Raw genomic sequence first — 26,822 nt, 5'->3', positions numbered from 1 at the left:
TCACTCTCTCTCCATATTTAGCGGAAAATGACAGGCATAAAGATGATTTTTCGCGCCGGTCAAGCGTGGCGTAATAATGCATTCTCGTTGTGCGTAAGGACAACGCGGCCCCAGTCGACAACCTATCGGTAACTGCTCCAGTAGCGGGATGGCGCCCGGCAGCGTATTCAGACGGCTTTTATGTGGCATCGCGCTGCCAAAATCCGGAATCGCGCGGATAAGCGCCTGCGTATAAGGATGGTGCGGCGTCGTCACCAAATCTTTACTTGGCGCCGTTTCTACCGTCTGGCCGCAGTATAAGACGTTGATTTTGTCAGCCCACTGACTCAGCATTTGCAGGTCATGGCTAATCAACAGAATGGTGGTATTACTGTTTTGATTCAGCCGGGTGAGCAGGCGAAAAATTTGCGCCTGTGTTGTAGGTTCCATTGAGTTAGTTGGTTCATCAGCAATTAGTAGCCGCGGCTGATTCGCGAGCGCGATAGCGATCATAACTTTCTGACACTCGCCATCGGTCAGTTCATAGGGAAAACTGCGCATTGCATCTTTATGATCTTTAATCCCCACCCGGTGCAGTAACTCAATCGCGCGCCGTTTACGCCAGCCTAAACGCTGCCACCAGCGGCCTTTCCAGGTCCAGGAGGGAATATTTTGCATTAACTGGCGACCGACGCGTTCGGAAGGATCAAGACACGATTGCGGTTCCTGGAAAATCATCGACACGTTATGTCCGACCAGCTTACGCCGCTCACGAGCGGAGAGACGCAGCAGATCAATATCATCAAAACGCATACGGTCGGCAGTGACTCGCCAGTTGTCTTTCGCGACGCCGCAAATAGCTTTAGCAATCAGGCTCTTCCCGGAACCCGATTCACCTACCAGGCCGCGAATTTCGCCTTCGCTTAAAGTCATGCTGACGCGATCGACCGCTTTTACCCAACCCTCGCTGGTTTTAAATTCAATGGTGAGATTGCGGATATCAAGTAACGGCATTATTCCACCCCCGCAATAATCGCACGACGAATCCCATCCCCTAGCAGGTTCACCAGTAAAACGCTAAGCGTTATCGCAGCACCGGGCAGCATAACGGTCCACGGCGCGACATAGATTAGCTCCAGGGCATCCCCTAACATGGCGCCCCATTCGGGAGAGGGAAGCTGCGCGCCGAGATCTAAAAATCCCAATGCGGCGATATCCAGAATTGCCATCGACAGAGCGCGGGTAATTTCGGTGACCAGGCCAGCGGTAATATTCGGTAAAATGGCAAACCACAGAATATTCAGTGTTGTCGCGCCATCCAGACGGGCGGCGATGACGTACTCTTTTTCCAGTTCATCATGTACCATGCTGTAGACTGAACGTACCATCCGCGGCAACAGGGCCAGCCAGACGGCAAACATTGCGTGTGACAGGTGCGGTCCGGCAAACGCCACGACGATAATCGCCAGCAATAGCGAAGGAAGGGAAAGTAGTGTGTCCAGAATATGGTTGAGTACGGCAGATCGCAAACCGTGCGTCGCGCCCGCCACAACGCCGAGGATTAATCCACATAGCGTAGCCGCCAGCGTCACGATGAACGCGCCGCCGACCGTGGGTGCCGCGCCGCTTAACAAGCGGCTCAGCACATCGCGTCCCAGATCGTCAGTCCCAAGAAAAAAGGAGACTTCGCCATAGCGTGACCAGGAGGGCGGCAGTAGCTGATAGCCGAGGAATTGCTGATCGATACCATAGGGCGCGATCCAACCGCCAAAAATGCACAGTAACGCCAGAGCGACACACCCATACAGACCTACCATCGCAGGCGCGTCGCTATAAAATTTGCGCCATGCAGTGCGCAGGGTACCCGGCGGGCGCTTTTCGCTGTATACGCTATCGTAAGGCATATTTACTCGTTTTATTTTTGTTTACCATGCTTTATGTCTTTTTAGATTTTCAAGCAGTATCAATATATTATCGACCGTTGGTGTTTTAATCTTGTGTACTTTGCATTAATTTGAAGGTTATCAATTTACGCAAAATGTGTACACTGATGTGTATATCCTCTCATGGAGTGTACACATTGCTTACCGATACAAAATTAAGAAAGGCTCTTGGCAAAAAAAGAGACCAAATCAAGGTCATCTCAGACGCTCATGGTCTAAATGTCAGGCTCTCTACATCCGGCAGTATAACATTCTTTTACCGATACAGATGGAACGGGAAAGCTGCTCAACTGACGATTGGCGATTATCCAACCATATCACTATCTCACGCCAGGGAACGCCGGCTGTAGTGGTCAACTAAAACTGGCCACCGCGTTAGAGTTTTTCCAGTATCGATTTTCCGATTCGTTTGGGGGTAACCCACCGTTATATTCGTGCGGTCTTAGTGCGCTGTAATATCCAACGATATAGTCCGTTATGGCGTGAGCTGCCTCGCTGAAGCTTACGTAACCCACCACCGGCATCCATTCGTTCTTCAGACTCCTGAAGATGCGTTCCATTGGGCTATTATCCCGGCAGTTTCCGCGCCGGCTCATACTCTGTCTGATCTGGTATCGCCACAGTAACTGCCGGAACTGCCTGCTTGTATAGTGGCTACCCTGGACGCCCTTCTAAGAGTCAAGCCATTTCCAGCGCTTTCATGGTGAGCCTGCTGTCCGGCGAGAACGACATTGCCCGGCCCGCCGGTTTTCTTGCGAACAGGTCGAGAACAACAGCGAGGTATGCCCAGCGTTTACCTGTCCAGATATACGTCACGTCGCCGCACCACACCTGATTTGGCTCTGTCACTGCGAACTGCCGCTCAGGGTGATTCGGGATAGCAATGTGTTCATGGCCACCACGTTTATACCGGTGAGCAGGTTGCTGACAACTGACCAGCCCCGGCTCTTTCATGAGCCTGCCGGCAAGCCAGCGTCCCATCTGGTAGCCTCTCCGGGTTGCCATTGTGGCAATGCTTCTTGCTCCGGCCGAACCGTGGCTGATGCCATGTAGCTCAAGTACCTGACTGCGTAATACAGCCCGTCTGCCGTCTGGTTTTTCAGGGCGGTTTTCCCGGTATCTGTAGCTGCTGCGATGAACCCCGCACACGTGGCAGAGGATGACCTCAGGATACTGCGCTCTGAGTTTCCCGATTATCGGGAACCGTTCAGGGAGTCTGACATCAGGAGCGCGGTAGCCTTCCTGAGAAACTCCCGGTTCACACGCATAACTCAGGATCTTGCTGGAGAGAGTAACCCAGTGATTTTGCCCTTCGTTTAAGCCCGTCGAGTACGCGATTACGGTAGCGCTCTTCATAATAATCCGCGCCAGGATCGACATATTTCTGACCATATTTAAGGGCATTGTAGAACAGTATTGCCAGTTTTCTTGCCGTTGCAGTGACTGCTTTTGCTTTCCCGATACGGGATGATAATCGACGATAAAAAGCACCCAGCGCGGTATCACTCCGGCCAATTGTTGTGGCTGCCAGTCTTAGTGCAGCAGCAATTCACTGTGCGTCATTGACATCAGTCTTGCGACCGGGAACATTTTTTGCATCTCTGGCATTAACAAGGATCACATTGAAACCCGCAGCTTCAGGGATCTCAAAAGCAGGCAACCAGTAAACGCCTGTGGACTCCATGGCAATGGTCGTAATGTGACAGGTTTTGAGCCAACCGGACATCCGATGAAGGTCGCCAGTGAAACGTTGAAAAGTTCTGACCGGCGCGGCGTCAGCATCCGGTGGAACGGCGACAACGTGGAATTCAGCGCCAATATCAACGCCAGCAGCATGAGGATGGATAACAGACATTCGGGAGGATTTTTTCATGGAAATCTCCTTGCTCATTTTTCGATGAACGAAGGAGGGGACGACGGAGAAATCACCTTCCTGAACGGGAACAAAGTCACCACTGTCGGATCCGCCACAGTCCCTGAACCATGTTTTTTTACGGGGTCATACCACCAAAAGGCCGACGGCTGCTTCCTTCGCTAAATTAGCCTGCCAACTTTTCCGGGGAGTTTCTGAGACTCAGGACGGGGTTTCCCCCATGGACAGTTTTTTAATATTTCATTCTCCATTTCAATGCGTTGTAGCTTTTTCCTCAGCTCACGAATTTCGATTTGTTCCGGAGTAATGGGAGAGGCTTCAGGCGTTTTTCCCTGCCGCTCATCACGCAGTTGTTTGACCCATCTTGTCATTGTGGAAAGGCCGGCATCCATAGCTTTGGCGGCATCTGCCACCGTGTAGTTCTGGTCAACAACCAGTTGAGCGGATTCACGTTTGAATTCCGCGCTGAAATTTCTTTTTTTCATTAAGGCACCTGTGTTGTTCTGAGGTGAGCATATCACCTCTGTTCAGGTGGCCAAATTCAGTGTGCCACTTCAATTCGCATCCGGTAGGGGCACCGATTGCATGGCCGTCTGATGGTACTCCGGCAGGTTACGCCATTATGCAGGGGCAGTCCTTCGATAAATCTGTTTACCCGTTACTGGCTATAGCGTATCCCTCCGGCGTTATTCCTGGTATGCGGGGCTGGACAATCAAAGGTAAACCCGCAAGTGGTCGCGCAGTGTTGTCACAGGAGCTGGACGGCAACAAATCACACAGTCACAGCGCGCGGGCGCAGGATACCGACTTAGGGACAAAAACTACCTCATCCTTTGATTACGGCACGAAATCGACCAATACAACGGGCGGTCATATACATGAGTTTGGCGGTTATATCAACTCATATTGGGGAGATTCAAATCACACCTCATTTCAACCTGGAGGTGGTGCGTGGACACAGGCCACTGGCGACCATACGCATACAGTTTATATCGGAGGACACGAGCACAGCATATATATCGGTCCACACGGACACGCCGTTATTGTGGACGCAGACGGTAATGCGGAAACCACGGTTAAAAACATTGCATTTAACTACATAGTGAGGCTGGCATAATGACTTTTAAAATGAGCAGCAAAGCGCAGACAATTAAGATTTATAACCTGCGTTCAGATACAAACGAATTTATTGGTGCAGGTGATGCATATATCCCGCCGCACACTGGATTACCGGCAAACTGTACGGATATTGCGCCCCCTGAAATTCCGGCCAGCCATATTGCTGTATTTGACTCTGAAACCCAGACGTGGAGTCTGAAAGAAGACCATCGCGGCGAGACGCTTTACGACACAATAACCGGAAATCAGGTTTACATCTCCGAACCCGGTCCGTTGCCTGCAAACGTGACGGCAATTTCCCCTGATGGTCAGTATGAAAAATGGGATGGCAATAAATGGGTAAAAGACGAAGCGGCTGAAACAGCAGCGCAGCTTCGTGAAGCGGAAGAGACAAAAAAACGTCTTTTGCAAATGGCATCAGGGAAAATTGCTCCGTTACAGGATGCGGTTGATCTTGGAATGGCAACAGATGATGAAAAAGCGCAGCTCGACGAATGGAAAAAGTACAGGGTGTTGGTAAAACGGGTGGATACCTCAAACCCTGACTAGCCGGAACAGCCTAACAGTAACCTATAATTTGCATTTTTTGGACAGCTCAGGCCATCGCGAGATGGCCTGAATAATTACTTTGGTAAGAAAAGGGAATGAATAATTGGAACCAAATACATAGAATGTGGACACGACTAGTATACTGATAATTATTAGTTCAGGCTATACTGATTGCTCTGAACACGATTCATGATTGTTGGTAAAATGTTAACCATCATAAAATAGTACACCAGTCTTTCCAGGAGGAGTGTAAAGGTTTTGGCTCATAAGCACCGTCATAGTAGAGACCACAAATACTGCAATCTTCATTTTTATATTTATCATTGAATGCTAATGTCAGTCTGTCATAGACATCAATATTTGATTGCCATTTCGGTGAGGTATTCATTGAATCATAAATTAATACTTTTTTCTCTTCCCTGTCATAGCCTACAATGCACTCTGCATGTAGACATTCCGAGCCAAGTGAAGGCCTGATCAACATCAATGGTCCATGGTTTTGTAATTCGTAAGAAATAAAACTCTCAAAGTCATTTTCTATAGTGCTATTGAAAGCTTCTGCCTGTAAAGCCTCTTTAATATTCGTAAAAAAAGAAGATTCTGGTATTTTTTGTACATTTAACTCTTTTAATAAATTTTCACATTCTATTATATCAACACCCTCTAATACATTGTTAAACGCTTGATTGTTAGAAATGATATCTTCTAATGCACTATAATTATCGCCATCTCTGGATTTAATGACATTTAACGAACAAACCCAGCAGTTATTGTAGAGAATATTATTTGTAGTATCAATCTGGCTTTGGAAATTACGATGATGATTAATCTGATTTTTATCGTCCTGAGAAGTTACTGTATTACTTTTATTAATGCTGCTTAAACTATTTTGAAGGTGTTTTAACATAATATCCCGCTGAATACTAACTCTAATAATTTATTGGTTGTAAATATATACTATTGTGTGGATGTTAATGCAATTCTTTTATTTTGAATTGTTTTTTTTGTGTAATTAATTAAAGGTGAGTGAGTTAGGCGGTATCTGTTGGGCTTAAAATTACATTTTATGGTGATGATTTATACTTTTTATATGATATGTTTTTGTAGTATTATTTCATGTTGCTTAATCTGTATTTGGCTTCGAGGGGAGATAGCTAAATGCAAATGACGTGGCTTAAAATAAATCTATTTTTAATAAGTTATCTGTTATTTTGAGTTAAAAAATTATAAATTAAATATGGTATTGTAAAAATGAATGATACAAAAATAATTATAAATTCATTAGTCTTATAGTTTTATCAATCATATGGGAATCAAATTTAACTATTGTTAACCTGGAATTAATTGCCTGGGTCGCAGTATGCGTCATCTGGTCGTTCTGGTAGAGGAACTGCGTGAACGCGGCGTTAATTTCCGCAGCCTGACCGACAGCATAGACACGTCGACGCCAATGGGGCGATTCTTCTTTCATGTCATGGGCGCACTCGCTGAAATGGAGAGAGAATTAATCGTGGAAAGAACCCGCGCTGGACTGGAAGCTGCAAGGGCGCAGGGGCGTATCGGTGGCAGGCGTCCAAAGCTCACCCCGGAGCAATGGGCGCAGGCCGGGCGCCTGATTGGGGCAGGAGTACCGCGACAGCAGGTAGCGATCATTTATGACGTGGGACTGTCGACGCTGTACAGAAAATTTCCTGCAGTATCACGAAGTGAAACCCGTAGGCGCTGATAGAGAAGATAAATCTCCGGCAATCATCATCGAAACATGGACTGCCGGAGAAAGCAGAAAATAATGTGTATATGCTTGTGTACTAAAAAACAAATTTACCACAAAAATAAACACATAACATATTGATTTAATGGTATTTTTTATTATTTCTATAGCTGCTATCGTAAGGCATACCATTCCTTATGCTTCAGAGGGTTAGCCATAGCACCCAAAATATCGGAAATCACATTGACCACAATAACCAGCGATCCAATGACCATCACGCCGGCGGAAATAGCCGCATAGTCCTGCTGACGAATGGCGTGAATTAACCATCGCCCCAGCCCTGGCCAACTAAAGACCATTTCGGTAATCATCGCCAGAGTCAACATGGTTGAAAACTGCAGGCCAAGACGGGGAATGACTGGCGGCAGCGCATTATGCAACACGTGACGGCGTAAAATCGTAAAGCGCGACAAGCCGCGTGTTGCCGCCGCTTTAACGTAGTTCTGATCGTAGACCTCAATAGTACTGATCCGCATCAGGCGGATTACTTCTGTCGTGGGCGCGACGGAAAGCGTAAGCACCGGTAACACCATATGCCGTATGGCGCTCATCACCATTTCATCGCGCCACGGCGAATCTGAAATCCAGGCATCAATAATGGCAAAACCGGTAGCCGGTTTAACTTCATAAAGCAGATCAAATCGCCCGGATACCGGTAGCCACCCCAGCGTGAGCGAAAAGAACAGCGTGAGCAGAAGCGCCAGCCAGAAAACGGGAATTGAGAAGCCCAATAGCGCCAGTGCGCTGATAGAACGATCCGGCCATTTGCTACGCGTGACGCCAGCCAGCATCCCGACTGGGATACCGACCATTAGCGCAAAGCCAAAGGCGAGAATACACAGCTCCATCGTGGCGGGAAAAACCTCTTTGAGCTGTTCCGAAATAAGTTGGCCGTTAATGCTGGATACGCCAAAATCCCAGTGCAGCAGGCCATTGAACCAGAAAACCCAGGCATTCCATAATGATGCGCCCTCGAGCGGCGCGTGCGGCGTAAAATAGCTCAGGCTAAAGCCGATAAAGGTCAGGAAGAATAGCGTCACCAGCAAGAGCAATAACCGACGTAAGGTGAAGATAATCATGGTTTTTTCACCTCTTCGTGTTTTTCTCGGGAGACGCCGGCAAAAGACGCATTGCCGAACGGGCTCAATACCAGCCCTTTAATATCGTAGCGGTAAGCCTGTAAGCGTAATGATGACGCCAGCGGCAGTATCGGCAGTTCTTTCGCCAGGATATTCTGCGCTTCGTCATACGCTTCTATGCGCGAAGCCAACTGCTGCGACGACAGCGCCTTACGCAGGACGCTGTCAAATTCAGGGTTACACCAGTGGGCGAAATTGGTTTGCGAATTGATGGCCGCACAGCTTAACAGCGGTCTGAAAAAGCTATCCGGATCGTTGCTGTCCGTCGCCCAGCCGGATAAGGTCAGATCGTGATTCATATCCATCAGGCGCGCCTCCTGAAAACGACCTTCAACCGGCACGATGACCACTTTTACGCCAACCTGCGCCATATCCGCCTGAATAAGCTCCGCCGTTTTTAGCGGACTTGGGTTCCAGGCCTGAGAGCTGGTCGGCACCCAGAGATGCAGCGTAAGATTCTCGATGCCCAGCGTTTTTAGTTGTTCGCGCGATTTTTCCGGATTGTACTCCGTAATTTTGGCATCGTTATCGTAAGCCCACGAGGCACGCGGTAGAATGGAGGCTGCGGTTTCTGCCGTGCCGTAATAAATCGACTGCATCAGGCGCTGGTTATTGATCGATAATGCCAGCGCATGGCGCACTGCGGGATTATTCAACGGCGGCTTATCAGTGTTAAAGGCCAGATAGGCGATATTCATCCCCGGGCGCAACGTCAGACGCAAACGCGGATCGTCGCGTAAAATGGTCAGTTGGCTAGCGGCAGGCCAGGCCAGAACATCACATTCGCCGGTCAGTAATTTCGATAAACGCCCCGTACCACCGGAGCCTAAATCCACCACCACTTGCGGCATCAGCGGTTTGCCGCGCCAAAACCCATCGTGGCGCTGTAGACGAATAAACTGCCCGGCACGGTACTCCGAAAGCTGGAAAGGCCCGGTGCCGACCGGCTGCCTGTCGAGCAGTTCCTGGCGATCTTTTCGGCTAAGCTGCGCGGCGTACTCTGCGGACATGACGGAGGCGTAGTGTGTGGCCAGATGCCATAAAAAAGAGGCGTCAGGCTGCGTCAGACGAAATTCAACGGTGTTATTGTCTAGCTTGCGCACGCTTTTTACATTGTCAGCGAACTGTAGGCTGTCAAAGTAGGGGAAATTACTGCCGTTGATGTTATGCCACGGATGCTGACGATCGAAAATCCGCTGAAAGGTAAAGACGACATCATCTGCATTGAGTTTTCGGGTCGGCGTAAACCAGGCGGTTTTTTGAAAAGAGACATCGCGGCGCAGGTGAAAGCGGTACGTTGCCCCGTTATCCAGCACCTCCCAGCTTTCTGCCAGCTCTGGCACTAAACGATAAGTATAAGGATCGACATCCAACAGGCGGTCATATAACTGGGCGGCAAGGGTATCGACGATCAGGCCACTGCTCGCTTTTTGCGGATTAAAGGTGTTGACCTGCCCGCTGACACAATATACAAAGCCGCTATCGCGAATATCTGCACTCGCAGTTTGTACAGGCGCAGTTGCAACTGTAGCTTGACTACTCAGTAGACCCGCTATCACGATCAGAGACGATAAAACCAGGCGCATAATAGTTAAGTTTTTGAAGTTCAATTTGTTAAGTGTATCGTACTTCTGCCCGTCACGTAAAAATGTCGGTGGATAACTGGCGTAAATGTCGTCAATTAGCGGGAGAAATAGCTAAAACTGATGCTTTTTAAGCAAGGCGCGGAACTGGTGGTAGGTGAGTCCCAGCAAATCGGCGGCTCGTTTCTGGTTAAATTTCGCCTGCTGTAAGCTACGTTGCAGCAGCGCTTTTTCCTGTTGCAGTTGAAACTCACGTAACTTGAGCGGAAGGGCTGGTGTTGCGGATGGCGCAGGGGGCGTGGGCACTGGCGGCTCATCGGGATGACGTTGAAAAGGATCGATAACAATGTCATCCAAAGGATGTTCACTGCTGCCATGGCGATACACTGAACGTTCAACCACATTTTTGAGCTCGCGAACATTACCCGGCCAGGCATAATGCAACAACGTTTCTTTTGCCCGATCGGTAAAGCCAGGAAATAAGGGGAGGCTTAGCTCACGACACATCTGAATAGCAAAATGCTCGGCCATCAGCATAATATCGCTTTGGCGTTCGCGCAGCGGCGGCAGTTGTACAACATCAAAAGCCAGTCTGTCGAGCAGATCGGCACGAAATGTCCCGTCCTTCACCATGGCGGGTAAATCGGCATTGGTGGCGCACACTAATCGCACATTAACCTGTAACGGCTGGCTACCGCCGACGCGCTCCAGTTCGCCATATTCAATCACCCGTAGCAGCTTTTCCTGTACCAGCATCGGCGCTGTCGCTAATTCGTCCAGAAACAGCGTTCCGCCATCGGCGCGCTCAAAGCGGCCGGGATGACGTTTTTGCGCCCCGGTAAAGGCGCCCGCTTCATGGCCAAACAGTTCGGAGTCCAGCAGGTTTTCGTTAAGCGCCGCGCAGTTAAGCGAGATAAGCGGTCCCTGCCAGCGTGAAGAGAGATAGTGCAGGCGGTTGGCAATAAGTTCTTTACCCGTACCGCGTTCGCCAATAATCAGAACAGGCTTATCCAGCGGCGCAAGCCGGGAGACTTGTTCAAGTACCTCAATAAAACGATTTGCTTCGCCGAGCAGATTATCTTTGAATTCAGCCATGATGAAAATCACCACTTATTAGTGTTTCTCACCACTTTATCCTTTTTTACTGATGAGGTAAAACAATAAAATTTATTTACTATCAATAAGATAAAAAGTTGGCACGCAAATTGTATTAACCATGCAGCAGGGCATCGCCCGTTAACAGAACATTATGTGAGGATTGAATTATGGGTATTTTTTCTCGTTTTGCCGACATTGTGAACGCCAATATCAACGCGTTGCTGGAAAAAGCGGAAGATCCGCAGAAGCTGGTGCGCCTGATGATTCAGGAGATGGAAGATACGCTAGTTGAGGTTCGCTCGAACTCCGCGCGTGCGCTGGCGGAAAAGAAACAGTTATCCCGTCGTATTGAACAGGCTACAGCTCAGCAGACTGAGTGGCAGGAAAAAGCGGAACTGGCTCTGCGTAAAGATAAAGACGATCTGGCGCGCGCCGCATTGATTGAAAAACAAAAGCTGACCGATTTAATTGCTACGCTTGAACAGGAAGTCACGCTGGTGGATGACACGCTGGCGCGCATGAAGAAAGAGATTGGCGAACTGGAAAATAAACTGAGCGAAACGCGCGCCCGCCAGCAGGCGCTGATGCTGCGTCATCAGGCGGCAAGCTCTTCACGCGATGTCCGTCGCCAGCTTGACAGCGGCAAACTGGATGAAGCGATGGCGCGGTTTGAATCCTTTGAACGCCGTATCGATCAAATGGAAGCGGAAGCGGAAAGTCATCATTTTGGTAAGCAGCAATCGCTGGACCAACAGTTTGCCAACCTGAAAGCCGATGATGAAATTAGCGAACAGTTAGCGCAGTTGAAAGCCAAAATGAAGCAAGATAACCAATAACGAGACAATGGCGGCGCCGTTTCGCGTCGCCGCTCATCAGCTTTAGGTGTAAGGAGAACGCATGAGCGCGCTATTTCTGGCCATCCCGTTAACCATTTTTGTGTTGTTTGTGTTACCGATTTGGCTGTGGCTGCATTACAGCAACCGAGCCGGTCGGGGAGAACTGTCGCAAAGCGAGCAGCAACGCTTACTGCAACTCACAGACGACGCGCAACGTATGCGCGAGCGCATTCAGGCGCTGGAAGACATTCTTGATGCAGAGCATCCGAACTGGAGAGAGCGCTAATGGGTGGAATCAATCTGAATAAAAAACTATGGCGTATGCCGCAAAAGGGCATGTTGCGTGGCGTTTGCGCTGGGATCGCCGACTACCTTGATGTACCGGTAAAGTTGGTGCGTATTCTGGTGGTGCTGTCGATTTTCTTTGGTCTGGCGTTTTTTACCGTAGTGGCCTATATCGTCCTTTCTTTTATATTGGACCCTATGCCGGATAATCTGGCCACAAGCGAATCGCAGCCGAACAGCGGCGAACTGCTGGATGCCGTGGACCGGGAACTTGCCGCAGGCGAAAAGCGTTTGCGAGACATGGAACGGTACGTAACGTCAGATACGTTCACATTGCGTAGCCGTTTCCGTCAACTGTAAGTGATAATCGGGAAGGTGAAGATGAATACTCGCTGGCAACGCGCCGGGCAGAAGGTAAAGCCCGGCTTCAAAATAGCAGGTAAGCTGGTTCTATTGACCGCGCTACGCTACGGGCCTGCCGGTGTGGCAGGATGGGCGGTAAAATCCGTCGCCCGCCGCCCGCTTAAAATGTTGTTGGCGTTTGCACTGGAGCCATTATTGAATCGCGCAGCCGCTAAAATTGCGAAACGCTACAGGGGAAATCGTACCTGATTACCAAAATAATATAGATGTAACAGTTAGATCACAAATCACTCTTTAACTTGCGGCAGCTCACAAATATGATTTTTGGGCTGCCAAAAGTCTTTTTTAGCGGCTTTCCGCCGCATCATCCAGATTGACAGCTTATTTTTCGCGGAGTAGTCTTTTGTTTCGTGGGACCGCTACCATGAGAAATGAAAGTGAATCAAAAAATCGAGAAATACCTGTCAGAAATCTATGGAAAGACATTTACGCCACGACATTACGAGGCGCTGAACTCACGCATTGAAAAAGCACGATTATTAATTTCAAAAAAGCGTAAAACGCACTGGGACGAAAGGGATGTGGTGCTCATTACTTACGCTGACCAGTTTCACAGTGATACATCAAAGCCGTTACCAACATTTAATAAATTTCATCGACAATGGCTGGCGGCTATTTTTTCTCATCTCCATCTATTACCTTTTTGTCCGTGGTCTTCGGATGACGGTTTTTCAGTCGTAGATTATTATCAGGTCGCACCTGAAACGGGCGATTGGGAAGATATCAGTGATCTCAGCCAGAGCAGTCAACTTATGTTTGACTTTGTTTGCAATCATATGTCGGCAAAGAGTGAGTGGTTCAACCATTATTTGCAACAAGCGCCTGGCTTTGAAAATTTCTTTATTGCCGTAGACCCATCAACCGATCTTAGCGCAGTCACCCGACCACGCGCCTTACCGTTGCTCACGCCATTTACCCTGAAGGACAAGTCTGTTCATCATCTATGGACAACCTTCAGCGATGACCAGATTGATCTCAACTATCGTTGTCCGGATGTTTTGCTGGCGATGGTCGATGTACTGCTGACTTATTTAGAGAAAGGGGCTGATTATATCCGTCTGGACGCGGTAGGGTTTATGTGGAAAATACCGGGTACCACCTGTATTCATTTACCACAGACACATCTGCTGATTAAGCTCTTTCGCGCTATTACGGATGACGTCGCGCCAGGTACGGTCATTATTACTGAGACCAATGTTCCGCATAAAGACAACATTGCATATCTGGGGAACGGCGAAGATGAAGCGCATATGGTCTATCAGTTTTCACTGCCGCCGCTGGTGCTTCATGCCGTTCACGGCCAGGATGTACGCGCGCTGTGTTCATGGGCGCAATCTTTGACGCTTCCCTCAGAAAATACGACCTGGTTCAATTTCCTTGCGTCTCATGACGGTATTGGGCTTAATCCATTACGCGGTCTTTTGCCGGAAGACGAGATACTGAAGCTGGTAGAGGACTTACAACAAGAAGGCGCGCTGGTTAACTGGAAAAATAACCCGGACGGTAGCCGAAGCCCTTATGAAATAAACGTGACGTATATGGATGCGCTTAGCGATCGATATAGTACTGACGATCAACGCCTCGCCAGATTTATTCTGGCTCACGCCATTTTACTCTCTTTTCCAGGCGTGCCGGCGATATATATACAAAGTATTCTGGGTTCCCGTAACGATTATGACGGCGTGACACAACTGGGGTATAACCGGGCGATTAATAGAAAGAAATACCGGCGCACAGAAATTGAAGCGGAATTAATGGATGAGACAACGTTAAGATATCGCGTCTATCATGCCTTATCCAGACTTATCGCGATTCGGCGAAATAATAAAGCTTTTCATCCAGAAAGCCAATTTTCCATTAAAAATATATCACCTTGTGTTATGCAAATAGAGAGAGTGGCAAAAACGGGAGAGTCCATTGTCGCTTTGTTTAATGTCAGCGATAACATAAATACCATTAATAGTAAAAAGTTTCAGGGTACTGATTTAATTAGCGAAACGAATCTCACCGGCGAGGTATTAACGCTACACCCCTGGCAGGTTCTGTGGATTAAAAAATAACAAGGAACATTTTATGCTCAAAACTAAAATTGTGCTGTTATCAGCACTGGTTTCCTGCGCCCTGATTTCAGGATGCAATGACCAGAAAAAATCGAATACTTCCATTGAGTTTATGCACTCTTCGGTGGAGCAAGAGCGTCAGGCCGTTATTAGTCAACTTATTGCCCGTTTCGAAAAGGAAAATCCTGACATTACTGTAAAACAAGTCCCTGTAGAAGAAGATGCTTATAACACAAAAGTCATCACGCTGGCGCGAAGCGGCTCGCTGCCGGAGGTTATTGAGACCAGTCACGATTACGCCAAAGTGATGGATAAAGAGCAACTGATTGATCGTAACGCCGTTGCAAATGTTATTCAGCACTTGGGCGAAAATACCTTTTATGACGGTGTGCTGCGTATTGTGCGTACAGAAGATGGCACCGCATGGACAGGCGTTCCGGTTAGCGCCTGGATTGGCGGCATCTGGTATCGCAAAGATGTACTGGCGAAAGCCGGGCTGGAAGAGCCGAAAAACTGGCAGCAGTTATTAACCGTTGCGCAGAAATTAAATGATCCCGCGAATAAGAAATACGGTATCGCGTTGCCAACGGCGGAAAGCGTATTGACTGAACAGTCGTTCTCGCAGTTCGCCTTATCCAATCAGGCCAATGTTTTTAACGCTGAAGGACAGATTACTCTCGATACGCCGGAAATGCACCGGGCGCTGGAGTATTACCGTTCACTGGCGGACAACACCATGCCGGGCTCGAACGACATTATGGAAGTTAAAGATGCCTTCATGAACGGTACGGCGCCGATGGCGATGTACTCCACGTATATTCTCCCGGCGGTCATTAAAGAGGGCGATCCGCAGAACGTGGGCTTTGTTGTTCCCACTGAAAAAACGTCTGCGGTGTACGGCATGTTGACATCGCTGACGATCACCACGGGGCAGAAAAAAGAAGAGACGGAGGCGGCAGAAAAATTTGTCGCCTTTATGGAACAGGCGGACAACATCGCCGATTGGGTGATGATGTCGCCAGGGGCGGCATTACCAGTGAATAAAGCCGTAGTAAATACGGCAACCTGGAAGGAAAACGCGGTGATCAAAGCGCTGGGCGACCTCCCTTACCAGTTGATTGCCGAGCTGCCTAATATCCAGGTATTCGGCGCAGTTGGGGATAAGAACTTTACCCGTATGGGCGATGTCACCGGTTCGGGCGTGGTGAGCTCAATGGTGCATAACGTGACGGTGGGTAAGGCCAGTCTGTCTTCGACGATCAAGGAAAGCCAGCAAAAACTGGATGCCCTTGTTGAACAACGCTAACACGGACGTGGAAAGCTGTTATGAATAGGTTTTTTTCCGGTCGCTCCGATATGCCATTCGCGATGTTACTACTGGCGCCCAGTTTGTTGCTGCTGGGCGGGTTAGTCGCATGGCCGATGATATCGAATATCGAAATCAGTTTCTTGCGTTTGCCGCTAAACCCACAGATTGCGTCTACTTTTGTTGGGTTAAGCAACTATATCAGCATCCTTTCCGATCCTGGCTTCTGGCATTCATTATGGATGACAGTCTGGTACACCGCGCTGGTGGTGGCAGGCAGTACGGCGCTGGGGCTGGGCGTAGCGATGTTTTTCAACCGAGAGTTTCGTCTGCGTAAAACGGCGCGCTCATTGGTGATTCTTTCTTACGTAACGCCGTCAATCTCGTTAGTTTTTGCCTGGAAATACATGTTCAACAACGGCTACGGCATTGTGAACTATCTTGGCGTAGATCTGCTGCGCCTCTACGATCGCGCGCCGCTGTGGTTTGACAATCCAGGTAGCAGCTTCGTATTAGTGGTGCTGTTCGCGATCTGGCGTTATTTCCCGTATGCCTTTATTTCATTTCTGGCGATTTTGCAGACGATTGATAAATCGCTCTATGAAGCTGCGGAAATGGATGGCGCGAATGCCTGGCAACGCTTTTGCATCGTTACGCTGCCCGCCATTATGCCGGTATTAGCGACCGTTATAACCCTGCGTACCATCTGGATGTTTTATATGTTCGCTGATGTTTATCTGCTGACCACGAAAGTCGATATTCTCGGCGTGTATCTCTACAAAACAGCATTTGCATTTAATGACTTAGGTAAAGCGGCTGCGATCTCCGTCGTGCTCTTTATCATCATTTTTGCCGTCATCTTGCTGACCAGAAAACGGGTGAATCTCAATGGCAACAAATAAACGTAAAGCTGGGCGGATCGGTTTTTATTGCGGACTGATCGTTTTCCTTATCATCACGCTTTTTCCTTTTTTTGTGATGCTGATGACGTCGTTTAAGAGCGCAAAAGAAGCCATTTCATTACATCCGACGCTTTTCCCGCAGCACTGGACGCTGGAACACTATGTCGACATTTTTAATCCGCTGATTTTTCCGTTCGTCGACTATTTCCGCAATAGCATGGTGGTCTCGGTCATGTCATCGGTTGTCGCGGTGTTTTTAGGTATGCTCGGAGCGTATGCGCTCTCCCGCTTACGCTTTAAAGGACGGACGACCATCAACGCCAGCTTTTATACCGTGTACATGTTTTCCGGCATTTTACTGGTGGTGCCGCTGTTCAAAATTATCACTGCGCTTGGCATCTACGATACCGAAATGGCGCTCATTATCACCATGGTCACCCAGACCTTACCCACGGCGGTGTTCATGCTGAAAAGCTACTTCGACACTATCCCGGATGAGATCGAAGAAGCGGCGATGATGGATGGACTGAATCGTCTGCAAATCATCTTTCGCATCACCGTTCCGCTGGCGATGTCAGGGCTGGTATCGGTCTTTGTCTACTGCTTTATGGTGGCCTGGAACGACTATCTTTTTGCGTCGATTTTCCTCTCCAGCGCCAGCAACTTCACGTTGCCGGTGGGCCTGAACACGCTGTTCAGTACGCCTGACTATATCTGGGGGCGCATGATGGCAGCGTCGTTGGTAACAGCATTACCTGTGGTGGTGATGTACGCGCTTTCCGAACGTTTTATTAAGAGTGGTTTGACCGCTGGCGGCGTGAAGGGCTAAGGCGGCCATTTTAATCAAGGAGTTACAGATGAAAAAGTTAATCGCCACACAACCGCGCGTTGCTGCGCTGGTAGAGTATGAAGATCGTGCGATTTTAGAGAATGAAGTGAAGATTCGCGTGCTGTACGGGGCGCCGAAGCATGGGACCGAGGTGGTCGATTTCCGCGCCGCCAGTCCGTTTATTGATGAGGACTTTAATTCTGAGTGGCAGATGTTTATGCCGAGACCGGAAGGCGCGCCGCGCGGCATCGAATTCGGTAAGTTTCAGCTTGGCAACATGGTGGTAGGCGACATTATTGAATGTGGGAGTGATGTAACCGAATACGCCGTGGGCGATCGGGTATGCGGTTATGGTCCGTTGTCCGAGACGGTCATTATTAACGCGGTGAATAACTACAAGCTGCGCAAAATGCCGGAAGGTGGTTCATGGAAAAATGCGGTCTGCTATGACCCGGCGCAGTTCGCTATGAGCGGGGTACGTGACGCCAATGTGCGCGTCGGTGATTTTGTCGTCATCGTCGGCCTCGGCGCTATTGGACAAATCGCGGTGCAACTGGCGAAAAAAGCCGGCGCATCTGTGGTGATTGGTGTTGATCCTATTGAGCATCGCTGTGATATCGCTCGCCGTCATGGCGCTGATTTCTGCTTCAATCCTGGTGGAACCGATGTCGGAATGGAGATCAAGAAACTGACCGGTAAGCAGGGCGCCGACGTGATCATTGAAACCAGCGGATATGCGGATGCGCTGCAATCTGCGCTGCGCGGTCTGGCGTACGGCGGGACGATTTCTTACGTGGCTTTCGCTAAACCGTTTACGGCGGGGTTCAACCTGGGACGCGAAGCGCATTTTAACAACGCCAAAATTGTTTTCGCTCGCGCCTGTAGCGAGCCTAATCCGGACTATCCGCGCTGGAGTCGTAAACGTATTGAAGAGACCTGCTGGGAACTGCTGATGAACGGTTATCTCGACTGCGAAGAGATTATTGACCCGGTCGTGACCTTTGCCTCCAGCCCGGAAAGTTATATGGAGTATGTCGACAGACATCCGGAAAAGAGCATCAAGATGGGCGTCACGTTTTAATTCAAGGGAATGTAGAAGATGAAAATTGGCACACAAAATCAGGCTTTCTTTCCGGAAAATATCCTGGAGAAATTTCTTTATATCAAAGAGATGGGATTTGATGGTTTTGAGATAGACGGCAAGTTGTTGGTCAATAATCTCGCCGAAGTTAAAGCGGCCATTAAAGAAACCGGCCTGCCGGTGACAACGGCCTGCGGCGGTTACGATGGCTGGATTGGCGATTTTATTGAAGAGCGCCGTTTGAATGGCTTGAAGCAGATTGAACGCATTCTGGAAGCGCTGGCGGAAGTCGGAGGCCAGGGAATCATTGTGCCTGCCGCATGGGGCATGTTTACCTTCCGTCTGCCGCCAATGATCTCGCCGCGGAGCCTGGAAGGCGATCGCAAAATGGTCAGTGACTCGCTGCGTTACCTCGATAGAGTCGCTGAACGCACCGGCACTATCGTGTACCTGGAACCGCTCAACCGTTATCAGGATCATATGATCAACACCCTGGCCGACGCGCGCCGCTATATCGTCGAAAACGACCTGAAACATGTGCAGATTATCGGTGATTTCTATCACATGAATATCGAAGAAGACGATATGGCGCAGGCGCTGCACGATAACCGCGATCTGCTGGGTCATATCCATATCGCCGATAATCATCGCTATCAGCCGGGAACCGGTACGCTAAATTTCGCCGCGCTGTTTGATCAACTGCGGAAAGATAATTACCAAGGGTATGTGGTGTATGAAGGCCGGGTGCGGGCGGAAAATCTGGCTGAAGCCTACCGTCAGTCGCTGGCGTGGCTGCGTACCTGCTAAGAGGATCTCCGTGAAAAGTGCAATGACAAGCTCTCCGTTGCAGGTCGCCATCATTGGCGCCGGCCAGGTAGCGGATAAAGTTCATGCTTCGTACTACTGCACCCGCGACGATCTGGAACTGGTGGCTGTCTGTGACAGCCGCCTGTCTCAGGCGCAAGCGCTGGCAGATAAATACGGTAGCGCCTTAGTCTGGAGCGACCCGGAAAAAATGTTGCACGATGTTCAACCGGATATCGTCAGCGTTTGTTCACCAAATCGTTTTCATTATGAACACGCCATGATGGCGTTAAAGGCGGGTTGTCATGTGATGTGTGAAAAGCCGCCGGCGATGACGCCCGATCAGGCTCTGGAGATGTGTAACACCGCCCACCGGATGGGCAAAGTAATGGCCTATGATTTCCATCACCGTTTCGCGCTGGATACGCAACTGCTTCGTGAGCAGGTTATGTCGGGCGTGTTAGGGGAAATCTATGTCACCACCGCCCGGGCATTACGCCGTTGCGGCGTGCCTGGCTGGGGCGTTTTCACCAATAAGGAACTCCAGGGCGGTGGGCCGCTGATTGATATCGGCATTCATATGCTTGATGCCGCGATGTACGTGCTTGGTTTCCCTGCAGTGAAACGCGTTAACGCGCACAGTTTTCAGAAAATTGGCACGCGCAAGCACAACGGACAATTTGGGGAATGGGATCCGACAACTTACACCGTCGAAGATGCGCTGTTTGGCACCATTGAGTTTCATAACGGTGGCATCCTGCGTCTGGAAACCTCGTTTGCGTTGAACATTCCTGAACAGTCGATCATGAATGTGAATTTTTGCGGAGACAAAGCGGGGGCAACGTTGTTTCCAGCGCAGGTGTATACCGATCGCGACGGTGAGCTGGTTATGCTGTTGCAGCGCGAGAAAGCCGACGACAACCGTCATTTTCGCAGCATGGAAGCGTTTGTGAACCACGTTAAAGGTGACCCTGTCACAATCGCTGACGCAGAACAGGGAATTATTATTCAACAACTGGTAGCAGCGCTTTATGAGTCAGCTGAAACAGGGATGTGTGTGGAACTATGACTAAGCCAGTAATGCTAACCGAATCGACTTTTTGTCCACAAAACTTGGATAAATACGCGTCGCTAATGACTACCGGCAACGGGTATATGGGAATTCGCGCCAGTCATGAAGAAGCCTATACGAGGCAAACGCGCGGTATTTACCTTGCAGGACTTTATCATCGGGCGGGAAAAGGCGAGCTCAACGAGTTGGTCAATCTTCCCGACGTTGTCGGCGTGGAAATCGTTCTGAACGGTGAGAGTTTTTCTCTACTGAGCGGCGCAATTGAAAGCTGGCATCGCGAGCTTGATTTCGCCACCGGGGAATTACGGCGCGCGCTGGTATGGCAAGCGCCAGGCGGTGCGCGTTTTGCGATAGAAAGCCGACGCTTCGTTTCTGCGGAGAAACTGCCCCTGTTCGCACAGGAAGTGGCGATTACGCCGCTGGATACCGATGCTGCTATTTTGATCTCGACCGGTATCGACGCCACCATCACCAATCATGGCCGCCAGCATCTTGATGAAACGCAGGTCAGGGTATTCGGTCAACAGATCCTGCAAGGGATATACACCACCCAGGACGACCACAACGATATTGCTATTTCTTCTTTCTGTAATATCGATGGTGAAGCGCAGCGTTGCTTTACCGCTAAAGAGCGTCGCCTGCTACAACATACCAGCGTCCAGGCGAAAGCCGGCCAGCGCGTTACGCTGCAAAAAATCACTTGGATCGAATGGACAAGCGAGCGTCAGGTTTCCAGGGAAACCTGGGGGCGCCAGTTGCTGAGAAAGCTTGAAGCTTGCGTACAACAGGGGTATGAGGCCTTGCTGGCCGAATCTGCGGAAAACTGGCGCGCCTGGTGGCAGCGTAGCCGCGTTCAGGTGATCAGTACAGACGCGACAGATCAGCAGGCGCTGGATTTCGCTCTTTACCAGTTGCGCGCCATGACGCCAACCCATGATGAACGTAGCAGCATTGCGGCAAAAGGGCTGACGGGAGAAGGCTACAAAGGCCACGTGTTCTGGGATACCGAAGTTTTTCTGTTGCCATTCCACCTGTTCACCGAGCCGAAAATCGCCAGAAGTTTGTTGCGTTATCGCTGGCATAATTTACCGCGCGCGCGCGAGAAAGCGCGACGTAACGGCTGGCAAGGCGCGTTGTTTCCGTGGGAAAGCGCGCGTAGCGGCGAGGAAGAAACGCCGGAATTCGCGGCAATCAATATCCGTACCGGGTTACGGCAAAAAGTGGCCTCTGCGTTGGCGGAACATCATTTGGTTGCCGATATCGCCTGGGCGGTGGTCAATTACTGGCACGCCACCGGGGATATGAGTTTCATTGCCCATGAAGGGATGGCGCTGCTACTGGAAACCGCGAAGTTTTGGATCAGTCGCGCAGTGGCAGTGAATAACCGTCTGGAGATTCATGACGTTATTGGCCCGGATGAATATACCGAGCATGTCAACAACAATGCTTTTACCAGTTATATGGCGTACTACAACGTGGAACAGGCGCTCTGGTTTGCTCGCTTTCTCAACGGTAGCGACGAAGTCTTTATCCGTCGCGCCGAATACTTTCTGGAACATTTGTGGCGACCTGAAGTTAAGCAAGATGGCGTACTACCGCAGGATGACTCCTTCCTGAGCAAACCTGTTATTGATCTGGCGAAATACAAGGCCAAGGCCGGTACACAGGCCATTTTGCTGGATTATTCCCGCGCGGAAGTTAACGAGATGCAAATTATCAAGCAGGCTGACGTGGTGATGCTGACCTATATGTTGCCGGATCAGTTCAGCGCGCAGGAGTGTCTGGCTAATCTGCGTTTTTATGAGCCGCGAACGATTCACGACTCTTCGCTGAGTAAATCGATTCATGGAATTGTGGCCGCGCGCTGCGGTGAGACGGAACAGGGTTATCAATTCTGGCGCGACGGTTCGCAGATTGATCTCGGTGACAATCCGCACAGCTGTGATGACGGAATACACGCCGCCGCGACCGGCGCGATCTGGCTGGGAGCGATTCAGGGATTTGCTGGCGTTAGCGTTCGTCATGGCGAGTTACATCTGGAGCCTGCCTTGCCTGAGAATTGGCAAACGCTGGCGTTTCCGCTGCGCTGGCACGATAGCGAAATGCATTTCACGATCGAGACCGCTGAAATTCGTATTACCAGCACAACACAGGTTCACCTGTGGGTTTACGGTAAAAAAATCAGCGTACAGGGGGAATGTGTTCTCAGGCGACATGATTATATTACAGCCATGAATGGGACCGATACCACAAAGAGGGAAGCTGAATGAAACAACACCCGCAAGCCATCATTTTCGATCTGGACGGTGTGATTACCGACACTGCGCATCTGCATTTTCTCGCCTGGCGGCAAATTGCCGACGACATCGGCATTGTGATTGATGAAGCTTTCAACGATACCCTGAAAGGGATCAGTCGTGGCGAATCATTACGACATATTTTGCAACACGGCGGAAAGGAGGGGGCGTTTGGGGAGGAGGCTCGCGCGCAACTCGCGGCTCGTAAAAACAGTCTGTATGTTGAATCGCTGAAACAACTGACCCCGCAGTCCGTGTTACCAGGTATTAGACCATTGCTCGTAACATTACGCGAATTACAGATTCCGGTCGCGCTTGCCTCGGTGTCGCTCAATGCCCCCGCGATTTTGCAGACGCTGGATATCCGCGATTATTTTGATTTCTGCGTAGATGCGGCGCGAATAAGCCGTTCGAAACCAGATCCGGAAATTTTTCTGGCTGCCTGTGAAGGATTGGGAGTCAATCCATGTGAATGCATTGGGGTGGAAGATGCGCAGGCAGGCATTGACGCTATCAATGCGTGTGGTATGCGCTCAGTGGGCATCGGCGGTGCGCTTCGCGACGCGGATTTACATTTGCCTTCGACAGAATTTCTGACATGGCCGCGCTTATCGGCTTTCTGGCAAAACGACAAGTAAAGGAATCAATATGGCACAGCTTTCGTTGCAACATATTCAAAAAATATATGATAACCAGGTACATGTCGTTAAAGACTTTAATCTGGAAATTGAAGACAAAGAATTTATTGTTTTTGTTGGTCCTTCCGGCTGCGGTAAGTCGACCACGCTGCGTATGATCGCCGGGCTGGAGGAGATCAGCGATGGCAACTTATTAATTGACGGTAAGCGGATGAACGATGTTCCGGCTAAATCGCGTAATATCGCGATGGTTTTCCAGAATTATGCGCTTTATCCGCACATGTCGGTTTATGCCAACATGGCGTTTGGTCTGAAAATGCAGAAGATTAACCCGGAGATCATTGATGAGCGCGTCAACTGGGCGGCACAGATCCTGGGTCTGCGCGACTATCTAAAACGTAAGCCGGGCGCCTTATCCGGCGGTCAGCGCCAGCGCGTGGCGTTGGGACGGGCGATCGTCCGTGAGGCTGGCGTGTTTTTGATGGACGAGCCGTTATCCAACCTGGACGCCAAGCTTCGTGTGCAGATGCGGGCGGAAATCAGCAAACTGCATCAGAAACTCAAGACCACCATGATTTACGTTACGCACGATCAGACCGAAGCGATGACCATGGCGACACGTATTGTGATCATGAAAGACGGTATTGTTCAACAGGTCGGCGCGCCGAAAGAAGTTTATAACCATCCGGCAAATATGTTTGTCGCCGGATTTATTGGCTCGCCAGCCATGAATTTCATTCGCGGCGCTATCGACGGTAATCAGTTCGTTACTGAAACCCTTAAATTAACGATTCCGCAGGAAACTCTGGATTTATTAAAAACGCAGGGTTATGAGCATAAAGCTGTCACGATGGGGATTCGCCCGGAAGATATACATCCCCAGGGACATAACGAAAATAGTGTTTCGGCAAAAATAAGTGTCGCGGAACTAACCGGCGCTGAATTTATGCTTTATACCACCGTAGGGGGGCATGAACTGGTCGTTCGTGCCGGAGCAATGAATGACTATTATGCAGGAGAAAATATCACTATTAATTTTGATATGGCGAAATGCCATTTCTTTGATGCTGAAACAGAACTGGCAATTCAATAACTAAAGAATCCGGAGGAAGGCATTTCTCCGGTATAGGTTAGGTGCGTTTTCTATTAGAGTTTTAACAAGGAATAAAAATGAAAACCTTACTGTCCTCTACTGCGCTGATCATGTGCGCAGGAATGGCCTGCGCGCAGGCCGCCGAAAACAATGACTGGCATTTTAATGTCGGCGCTATGTATGAAATAGAAAACGTCGAAAGCCAAAGCGAGGATATGGATGGCCTGGGTGAGCCGTCCATCTATTTCAACGCATCTAATGGCCCCTGGAGTATTGCGTTGGCCTATTATCAGGAAGGTCCGGTTGATTATAGCGCTGGAAACCGCGGCACTTGGTTTGATCGTCCGGAACTGGAAGTGCGTTACCAGTTCCTTGAAAGCGCCGATTTTAACTTCGGACTGACCGGCGGTTTCCGTAATTATGGCTACCACTACGTGAATGAAGAGGGGAAAGACACCGCCAATATGCAGCGCTGGAAAATACAGCCTGACTGGGATGCTAAACTTACCGACGATTTACGCTTCAGCGGTTGGCTGGCGATGTATCAGTTCGTCAATGATCTAAGTATTACGGGCTATTCTGACAGCCGCATAGAGACTGAAACCGGTCTGAACTATACCTTTAATGAAACGGTTGGTTTTACAGTTAACTATTATCTGGAACGTGGCTTTAACCTCGCGGAGCATCGTAACAATGGCGAGTTTTCGACGCAGGAAATTCGCGCCTATTTACCCATCTCGCTCGGAAATACTACGCTGACGCCGTATACCCGCCTGGGACTGGATCGCTGGACCAACTGGGACTGGCAGGACGATCCTGAGCGTGAAGGCCATGATTTCAACCGATTAGGGTTATTGTATGCGTATGATTTCCAGAACGGCCTGTCAATGACGCTGGAATATGCCTATGAATGGGAAGATCACGATGAAGGTGAAAGCGATCGTTTTCATTACGCGGGGATAGGCGTCAACTACGCTTTCTGACAAAACGCTGGCTGCCCGATATTGACGGGCAGCCGTTAATTCAGGCCAGCGAAGCGGTGAGGGAAATTCGAGTCTCTACTGTGATGGAACGGGGGCTGGTCTTTCCGGCAATCTGTTTGAACAATATATTGCAACTTTGTTCGCCCAGCGCGCGCGTCGGTATATCAATACCGCCGGGTGGCGGAGTGAGAATAAAGGACAGCATTTCGTTACTGTAACCCACCACGGCCAGTTGTTGCGGAATTGAGATATTTTTCTCCGCCGCCACGCGATACAGACTGAGTATTTTAATACTATCTGTCGCAAATACCGCATCGGGTAAAGGATTCTGGCTTAATAGCATTCTTGCCGCCTCAATCGCGCTTTCATGCGTATAACCACCATCAATAATCCATTCATTGCGAACCGTAAGAAGGTGCGCTTCAAGGCTGGCTTTATAGCCATTAACGCGATCGACAGAAACATGATAATCCAGCGGCGCATGCAGGCAGGCAATATGCTGATGTCCATTATTGATTAAAGCATCTGTCAGCACAATGCTGTCGCGATAGTTATCAGTATCTACTGAGTAGACATGTTGATACTGTCCTTCGACTTTGCCGATAACGACCACCGGAATATCGTAGTTGTCAAGGCGGGCAAAAAAGGATTCATCAGCCGGAGAACTTAGCATAATAATGCCTTTAATCATCTTATGCTTTATTTTGCTAACGCATTTCTGCAGATCGTCTTCCGTACTTCGCGAAGTCTGTAATATGACGTCGAAACCTTCTTCTTCTGCTCTCGCGGTAATCGCATGCAACACTTCCGAGAAAAAAGGATTTCCGGCGGTGGTTTTCGCTGAACGGGTAGAGATCACCATAATGGCGTCAAAGCCGGAGGAGGTTAGCGCGCGGGCCAGCTTATTTGGCTGATACTGTAACTCGTCAATCGCACGCAACACTTTCTCGCGGGCTTCAGGAGAGATATTCGTTTGTTTATTAAGAACGCGGGATACCGTCGATTTTGATACACCAGCAATACGCGCGATATCATAAATAGTTGGAGGCATTACCAGGAACTCCAGCGGAGAGTCAATGACTCACATATTATGGAGTTAAGTCGCGGATGACAATATAAGGCGGTTGATTGTCAACAACCTGACCCCATATATAGGCAT

General features: G+C 49.5%; 24 protein-coding genes and 5 pseudogenes. 19 read left to right on the top strand and 10 right to left on the bottom strand.

Going from position 1 to position 26,822, the window contains the following annotated elements; translation table 11 throughout:
- Positions 1 to 993: a peptide ABC transporter ATP-binding protein SapD gene (sapD, locus tag F4V61_RS02940; RefSeq protein ID WP_001128864.1), complete on the bottom strand. Its 993-nt coding sequence runs from the start codon at positions 991 to 993 to the stop codon at positions 1 to 3.
- Positions 993 to 1,883 (bottom strand): peptide ABC transporter permease SapC, encoded by an 891-nt coding sequence (gene sapC / locus F4V61_RS02935; RefSeq protein WP_001146155.1) that lies wholly within the window; start codon positions 1,881 to 1,883, stop codon positions 993 to 995. The genes sapD and sapC overlap by 1 nt, the downstream gene beginning before the upstream one ends.
- A 146-nt stretch (positions 1,884 to 2,029) precedes the next feature.
- On the opposite strand from sapC, the pseudogene F4V61_RS02930 reads away from it, so the two are divergent.
- Positions 2,030 to 2,266, top strand: a pseudogene (locus tag F4V61_RS02930) (Arm DNA-binding domain-containing protein); the annotation flags it as partial.
- A gap of 9 nt (positions 2,267 to 2,275) precedes the next feature.
- Here F4V61_RS02930 and F4V61_RS02925 read toward each other — a convergent pair.
- The 3 genes and pseudogenes from F4V61_RS02925 to F4V61_RS02915 all read right to left on the bottom strand — a co-directional run.
- Positions 2,276 to 3,164: pseudogene (locus F4V61_RS02925) on the bottom strand (IS3 family transposase); the annotation flags it as partial.
- A 307-nt stretch (positions 3,165 to 3,471) separates the two neighbouring features.
- On the bottom strand, positions 3,472 to 3,795 hold the full coding sequence (locus tag F4V61_RS22740) for an IS110 family transposase (RefSeq protein WP_432761906.1): 324 nt from the start codon (positions 3,793 to 3,795) through the stop codon (positions 3,472 to 3,474).
- Positions 3,796 to 4,025: 230 nt separating this feature from the next.
- Positions 4,026 to 4,280: pseudogene (locus F4V61_RS02915) on the bottom strand (transposase); the annotation flags it as partial.
- Between the two features lie 71 nt (positions 4,281 to 4,351).
- On the opposite strand from F4V61_RS02915, the pseudogene F4V61_RS02910 reads away from it, so the two are divergent.
- A pseudogene (locus F4V61_RS02910) lies at positions 4,352 to 4,912 on the top strand (tail fiber protein); the annotation flags it as partial.
- Entirely contained in the window at positions 4,912 to 5,463 is a 552-nt protein-coding gene (locus F4V61_RS02905) for a tail fiber assembly protein (RefSeq protein ID WP_080161143.1), read from the top strand. The pseudogene F4V61_RS02910 and the gene F4V61_RS02905, both read left to right, overlap by 1 nt.
- Positions 5,464 to 5,677: 214 nt before the next feature.
- Here F4V61_RS02905 and F4V61_RS02900 read toward each other — a convergent pair whose 3' ends face one another.
- Entirely contained in the window at positions 5,678 to 6,370 is a 693-nt protein-coding gene (locus F4V61_RS02900; RefSeq protein WP_000912163.1) for a hypothetical protein, read from the bottom strand.
- A gap of 441 nt (positions 6,371 to 6,811) precedes the next feature.
- On the opposite strand from F4V61_RS02900, the pseudogene F4V61_RS02895 reads away from it, so the two are divergent.
- Positions 6,812 to 7,189, top strand: a pseudogene (locus F4V61_RS02895) (recombinase family protein); the annotation flags it as partial.
- A gap of 158 nt (positions 7,190 to 7,347) precedes the next feature.
- Here F4V61_RS02895 and sapB read toward each other — a convergent pair.
- The 3 genes from sapB to pspF all read right to left on the bottom strand — a co-directional run bounded on the left by sapB (position 7,348) and on the right by pspF (position 11,051).
- Entirely contained in the window at positions 7,348 to 8,313 is a 966-nt protein-coding gene (gene sapB, locus F4V61_RS02890) for a peptide ABC transporter permease SapB (protein ID WP_058345230.1), read from the bottom strand.
- Positions 8,310 to 9,959 carry a peptide ABC transporter substrate-binding protein SapA gene (sapA, locus tag F4V61_RS02885; RefSeq protein ID WP_058345231.1) on the bottom strand — a complete coding sequence of 550 codons (1,650 nt, stop codon included), beginning with the start codon at positions 9,957 to 9,959 and terminating at the stop codon, positions 8,310 to 8,312. Before sapA ends, sapB begins: the two co-directional genes overlap by 4 nt.
- Positions 9,960 to 10,070: 111 nt before the next feature.
- Positions 10,071 to 11,051, bottom strand: coding sequence for a phage shock protein operon transcriptional activator (pspF, locus tag F4V61_RS02880; protein WP_080161163.1), 981 nt, complete (start codon positions 11,049 to 11,051; stop codon positions 10,071 to 10,073).
- A 170-nt stretch (positions 11,052 to 11,221) separates the two neighbouring features.
- Between pspF and pspA the strand changes: the two genes are divergently transcribed.
- From pspA to F4V61_RS02805, 15 genes are all read left to right on the top strand, one after another.
- Positions 11,222 to 11,890, top strand: coding sequence for a phage shock protein PspA (gene pspA, locus F4V61_RS02875; RefSeq protein WP_000510999.1), 669 nt, complete (start codon positions 11,222 to 11,224; stop codon positions 11,888 to 11,890).
- A 61-nt stretch (positions 11,891 to 11,951) separates the two neighbouring features.
- A complete protein-coding gene (gene pspB / locus F4V61_RS02870) occupies positions 11,952 to 12,176 on the top strand; it encodes an envelope stress response membrane protein PspB (RefSeq protein ID WP_001274953.1) in 225 nt (74 codons plus the stop codon).
- Complete coding sequence (pspC, locus tag F4V61_RS02865) at positions 12,176 to 12,535, top strand: envelope stress response membrane protein PspC (protein ID WP_080161142.1); 360 nt, start codon at positions 12,176 to 12,178, stop codon at positions 12,533 to 12,535. The genes pspB and pspC overlap by 1 nt, the downstream gene beginning before the upstream one ends.
- A gap of 21 nt (positions 12,536 to 12,556) precedes the next feature.
- Positions 12,557 to 12,787 (top strand): phage shock protein PspD, encoded by a 231-nt coding sequence (gene pspD / locus F4V61_RS02860; protein ID WP_001097606.1) that lies wholly within the window; start codon positions 12,557 to 12,559, stop codon positions 12,785 to 12,787.
- A 188-nt stretch (positions 12,788 to 12,975) separates the two neighbouring features.
- Positions 12,976 to 14,658, top strand: coding sequence for a sugar phosphorylase (locus tag F4V61_RS02855; protein WP_038397770.1), 1,683 nt, complete (start codon positions 12,976 to 12,978; stop codon positions 14,656 to 14,658).
- Between the two features lie 13 nt (positions 14,659 to 14,671).
- On the top strand, positions 14,672 to 15,964 hold the full coding sequence (locus tag F4V61_RS02850) for an ABC transporter substrate-binding protein (RefSeq protein WP_000920903.1): 1,293 nt from the start codon (positions 14,672 to 14,674) through the stop codon (positions 15,962 to 15,964).
- A gap of 20 nt (positions 15,965 to 15,984) precedes the next feature.
- On the top strand, positions 15,985 to 16,866 hold the full coding sequence (locus tag F4V61_RS02845; protein ID WP_001078750.1) for a carbohydrate ABC transporter permease: 882 nt from the start codon (positions 15,985 to 15,987) through the stop codon (positions 16,864 to 16,866).
- On the top strand, positions 16,853 to 17,695 hold the full coding sequence (locus F4V61_RS02840) for a carbohydrate ABC transporter permease (protein WP_038395927.1): 843 nt from the start codon (positions 16,853 to 16,855) through the stop codon (positions 17,693 to 17,695). The genes F4V61_RS02845 and F4V61_RS02840 overlap by 14 nt, the downstream gene beginning before the upstream one ends.
- Positions 17,696 to 17,723: 28 nt before the next feature.
- Positions 17,724 to 18,776, top strand: a complete 1,053-nt coding sequence (locus F4V61_RS02835; RefSeq protein WP_038395928.1) for a zinc-dependent alcohol dehydrogenase — start codon at positions 17,724 to 17,726, stop codon at positions 18,774 to 18,776.
- Positions 18,777 to 18,794: 18 nt separating this feature from the next.
- Positions 18,795 to 19,583 carry a sugar phosphate isomerase/epimerase family protein gene (locus F4V61_RS02830; RefSeq protein WP_000690221.1) on the top strand — a complete coding sequence of 263 codons (789 nt, stop codon included), beginning with the start codon at positions 18,795 to 18,797 and terminating at the stop codon, positions 19,581 to 19,583.
- A 10-nt stretch (positions 19,584 to 19,593) separates the two neighbouring features.
- A complete protein-coding gene (locus tag F4V61_RS02825; RefSeq protein WP_024131873.1) occupies positions 19,594 to 20,649 on the top strand; it encodes a Gfo/Idh/MocA family protein in 1,056 nt (351 codons plus the stop codon).
- On the top strand, positions 20,646 to 22,922 hold the full coding sequence (locus F4V61_RS02820) for a glycoside hydrolase family 65 protein (protein WP_080161141.1): 2,277 nt from the start codon (positions 20,646 to 20,648) through the stop codon (positions 22,920 to 22,922). Before F4V61_RS02825 ends, F4V61_RS02820 begins: the two co-directional genes overlap by 4 nt.
- Positions 22,919 to 23,587 (top strand): beta-phosphoglucomutase, encoded by a 669-nt coding sequence (gene pgmB, locus F4V61_RS02815; protein WP_058345238.1) that lies wholly within the window; start codon positions 22,919 to 22,921, stop codon positions 23,585 to 23,587. Before F4V61_RS02820 ends, pgmB begins: the two co-directional genes overlap by 4 nt.
- 10 nt (positions 23,588 to 23,597) lie before the next feature.
- A complete protein-coding gene (locus F4V61_RS02810) occupies positions 23,598 to 24,680 on the top strand; it encodes an ABC transporter ATP-binding protein (protein ID WP_079781771.1) in 1,083 nt (360 codons plus the stop codon).
- A 77-nt stretch (positions 24,681 to 24,757) separates the two neighbouring features.
- Complete coding sequence (locus F4V61_RS02805) at positions 24,758 to 25,663, top strand: OmpG family monomeric porin (protein ID WP_079781772.1); 906 nt, start codon at positions 24,758 to 24,760, stop codon at positions 25,661 to 25,663.
- Between the two features lie 40 nt (positions 25,664 to 25,703).
- Here the strand turns inward: F4V61_RS02805 and F4V61_RS02800 are convergent, their stop codons facing one another.
- Positions 25,704 to 26,714, bottom strand: coding sequence for a LacI family DNA-binding transcriptional regulator (locus F4V61_RS02800; RefSeq protein ID WP_001135321.1), 1,011 nt, complete (start codon positions 26,712 to 26,714; stop codon positions 25,704 to 25,706).
- Positions 26,715 to 26,822: the final 108 nt, after the last annotated feature.

Source organism: Salmonella enterica subsp. arizonae, assembly GCF_008692845.1.
Classification (GTDB): Bacteria; Pseudomonadota; Gammaproteobacteria; order Enterobacterales; family Enterobacteriaceae; genus Salmonella; species Salmonella arizonae.
This window is presented reverse-complemented; position numbering and strand designations above follow the sequence as displayed.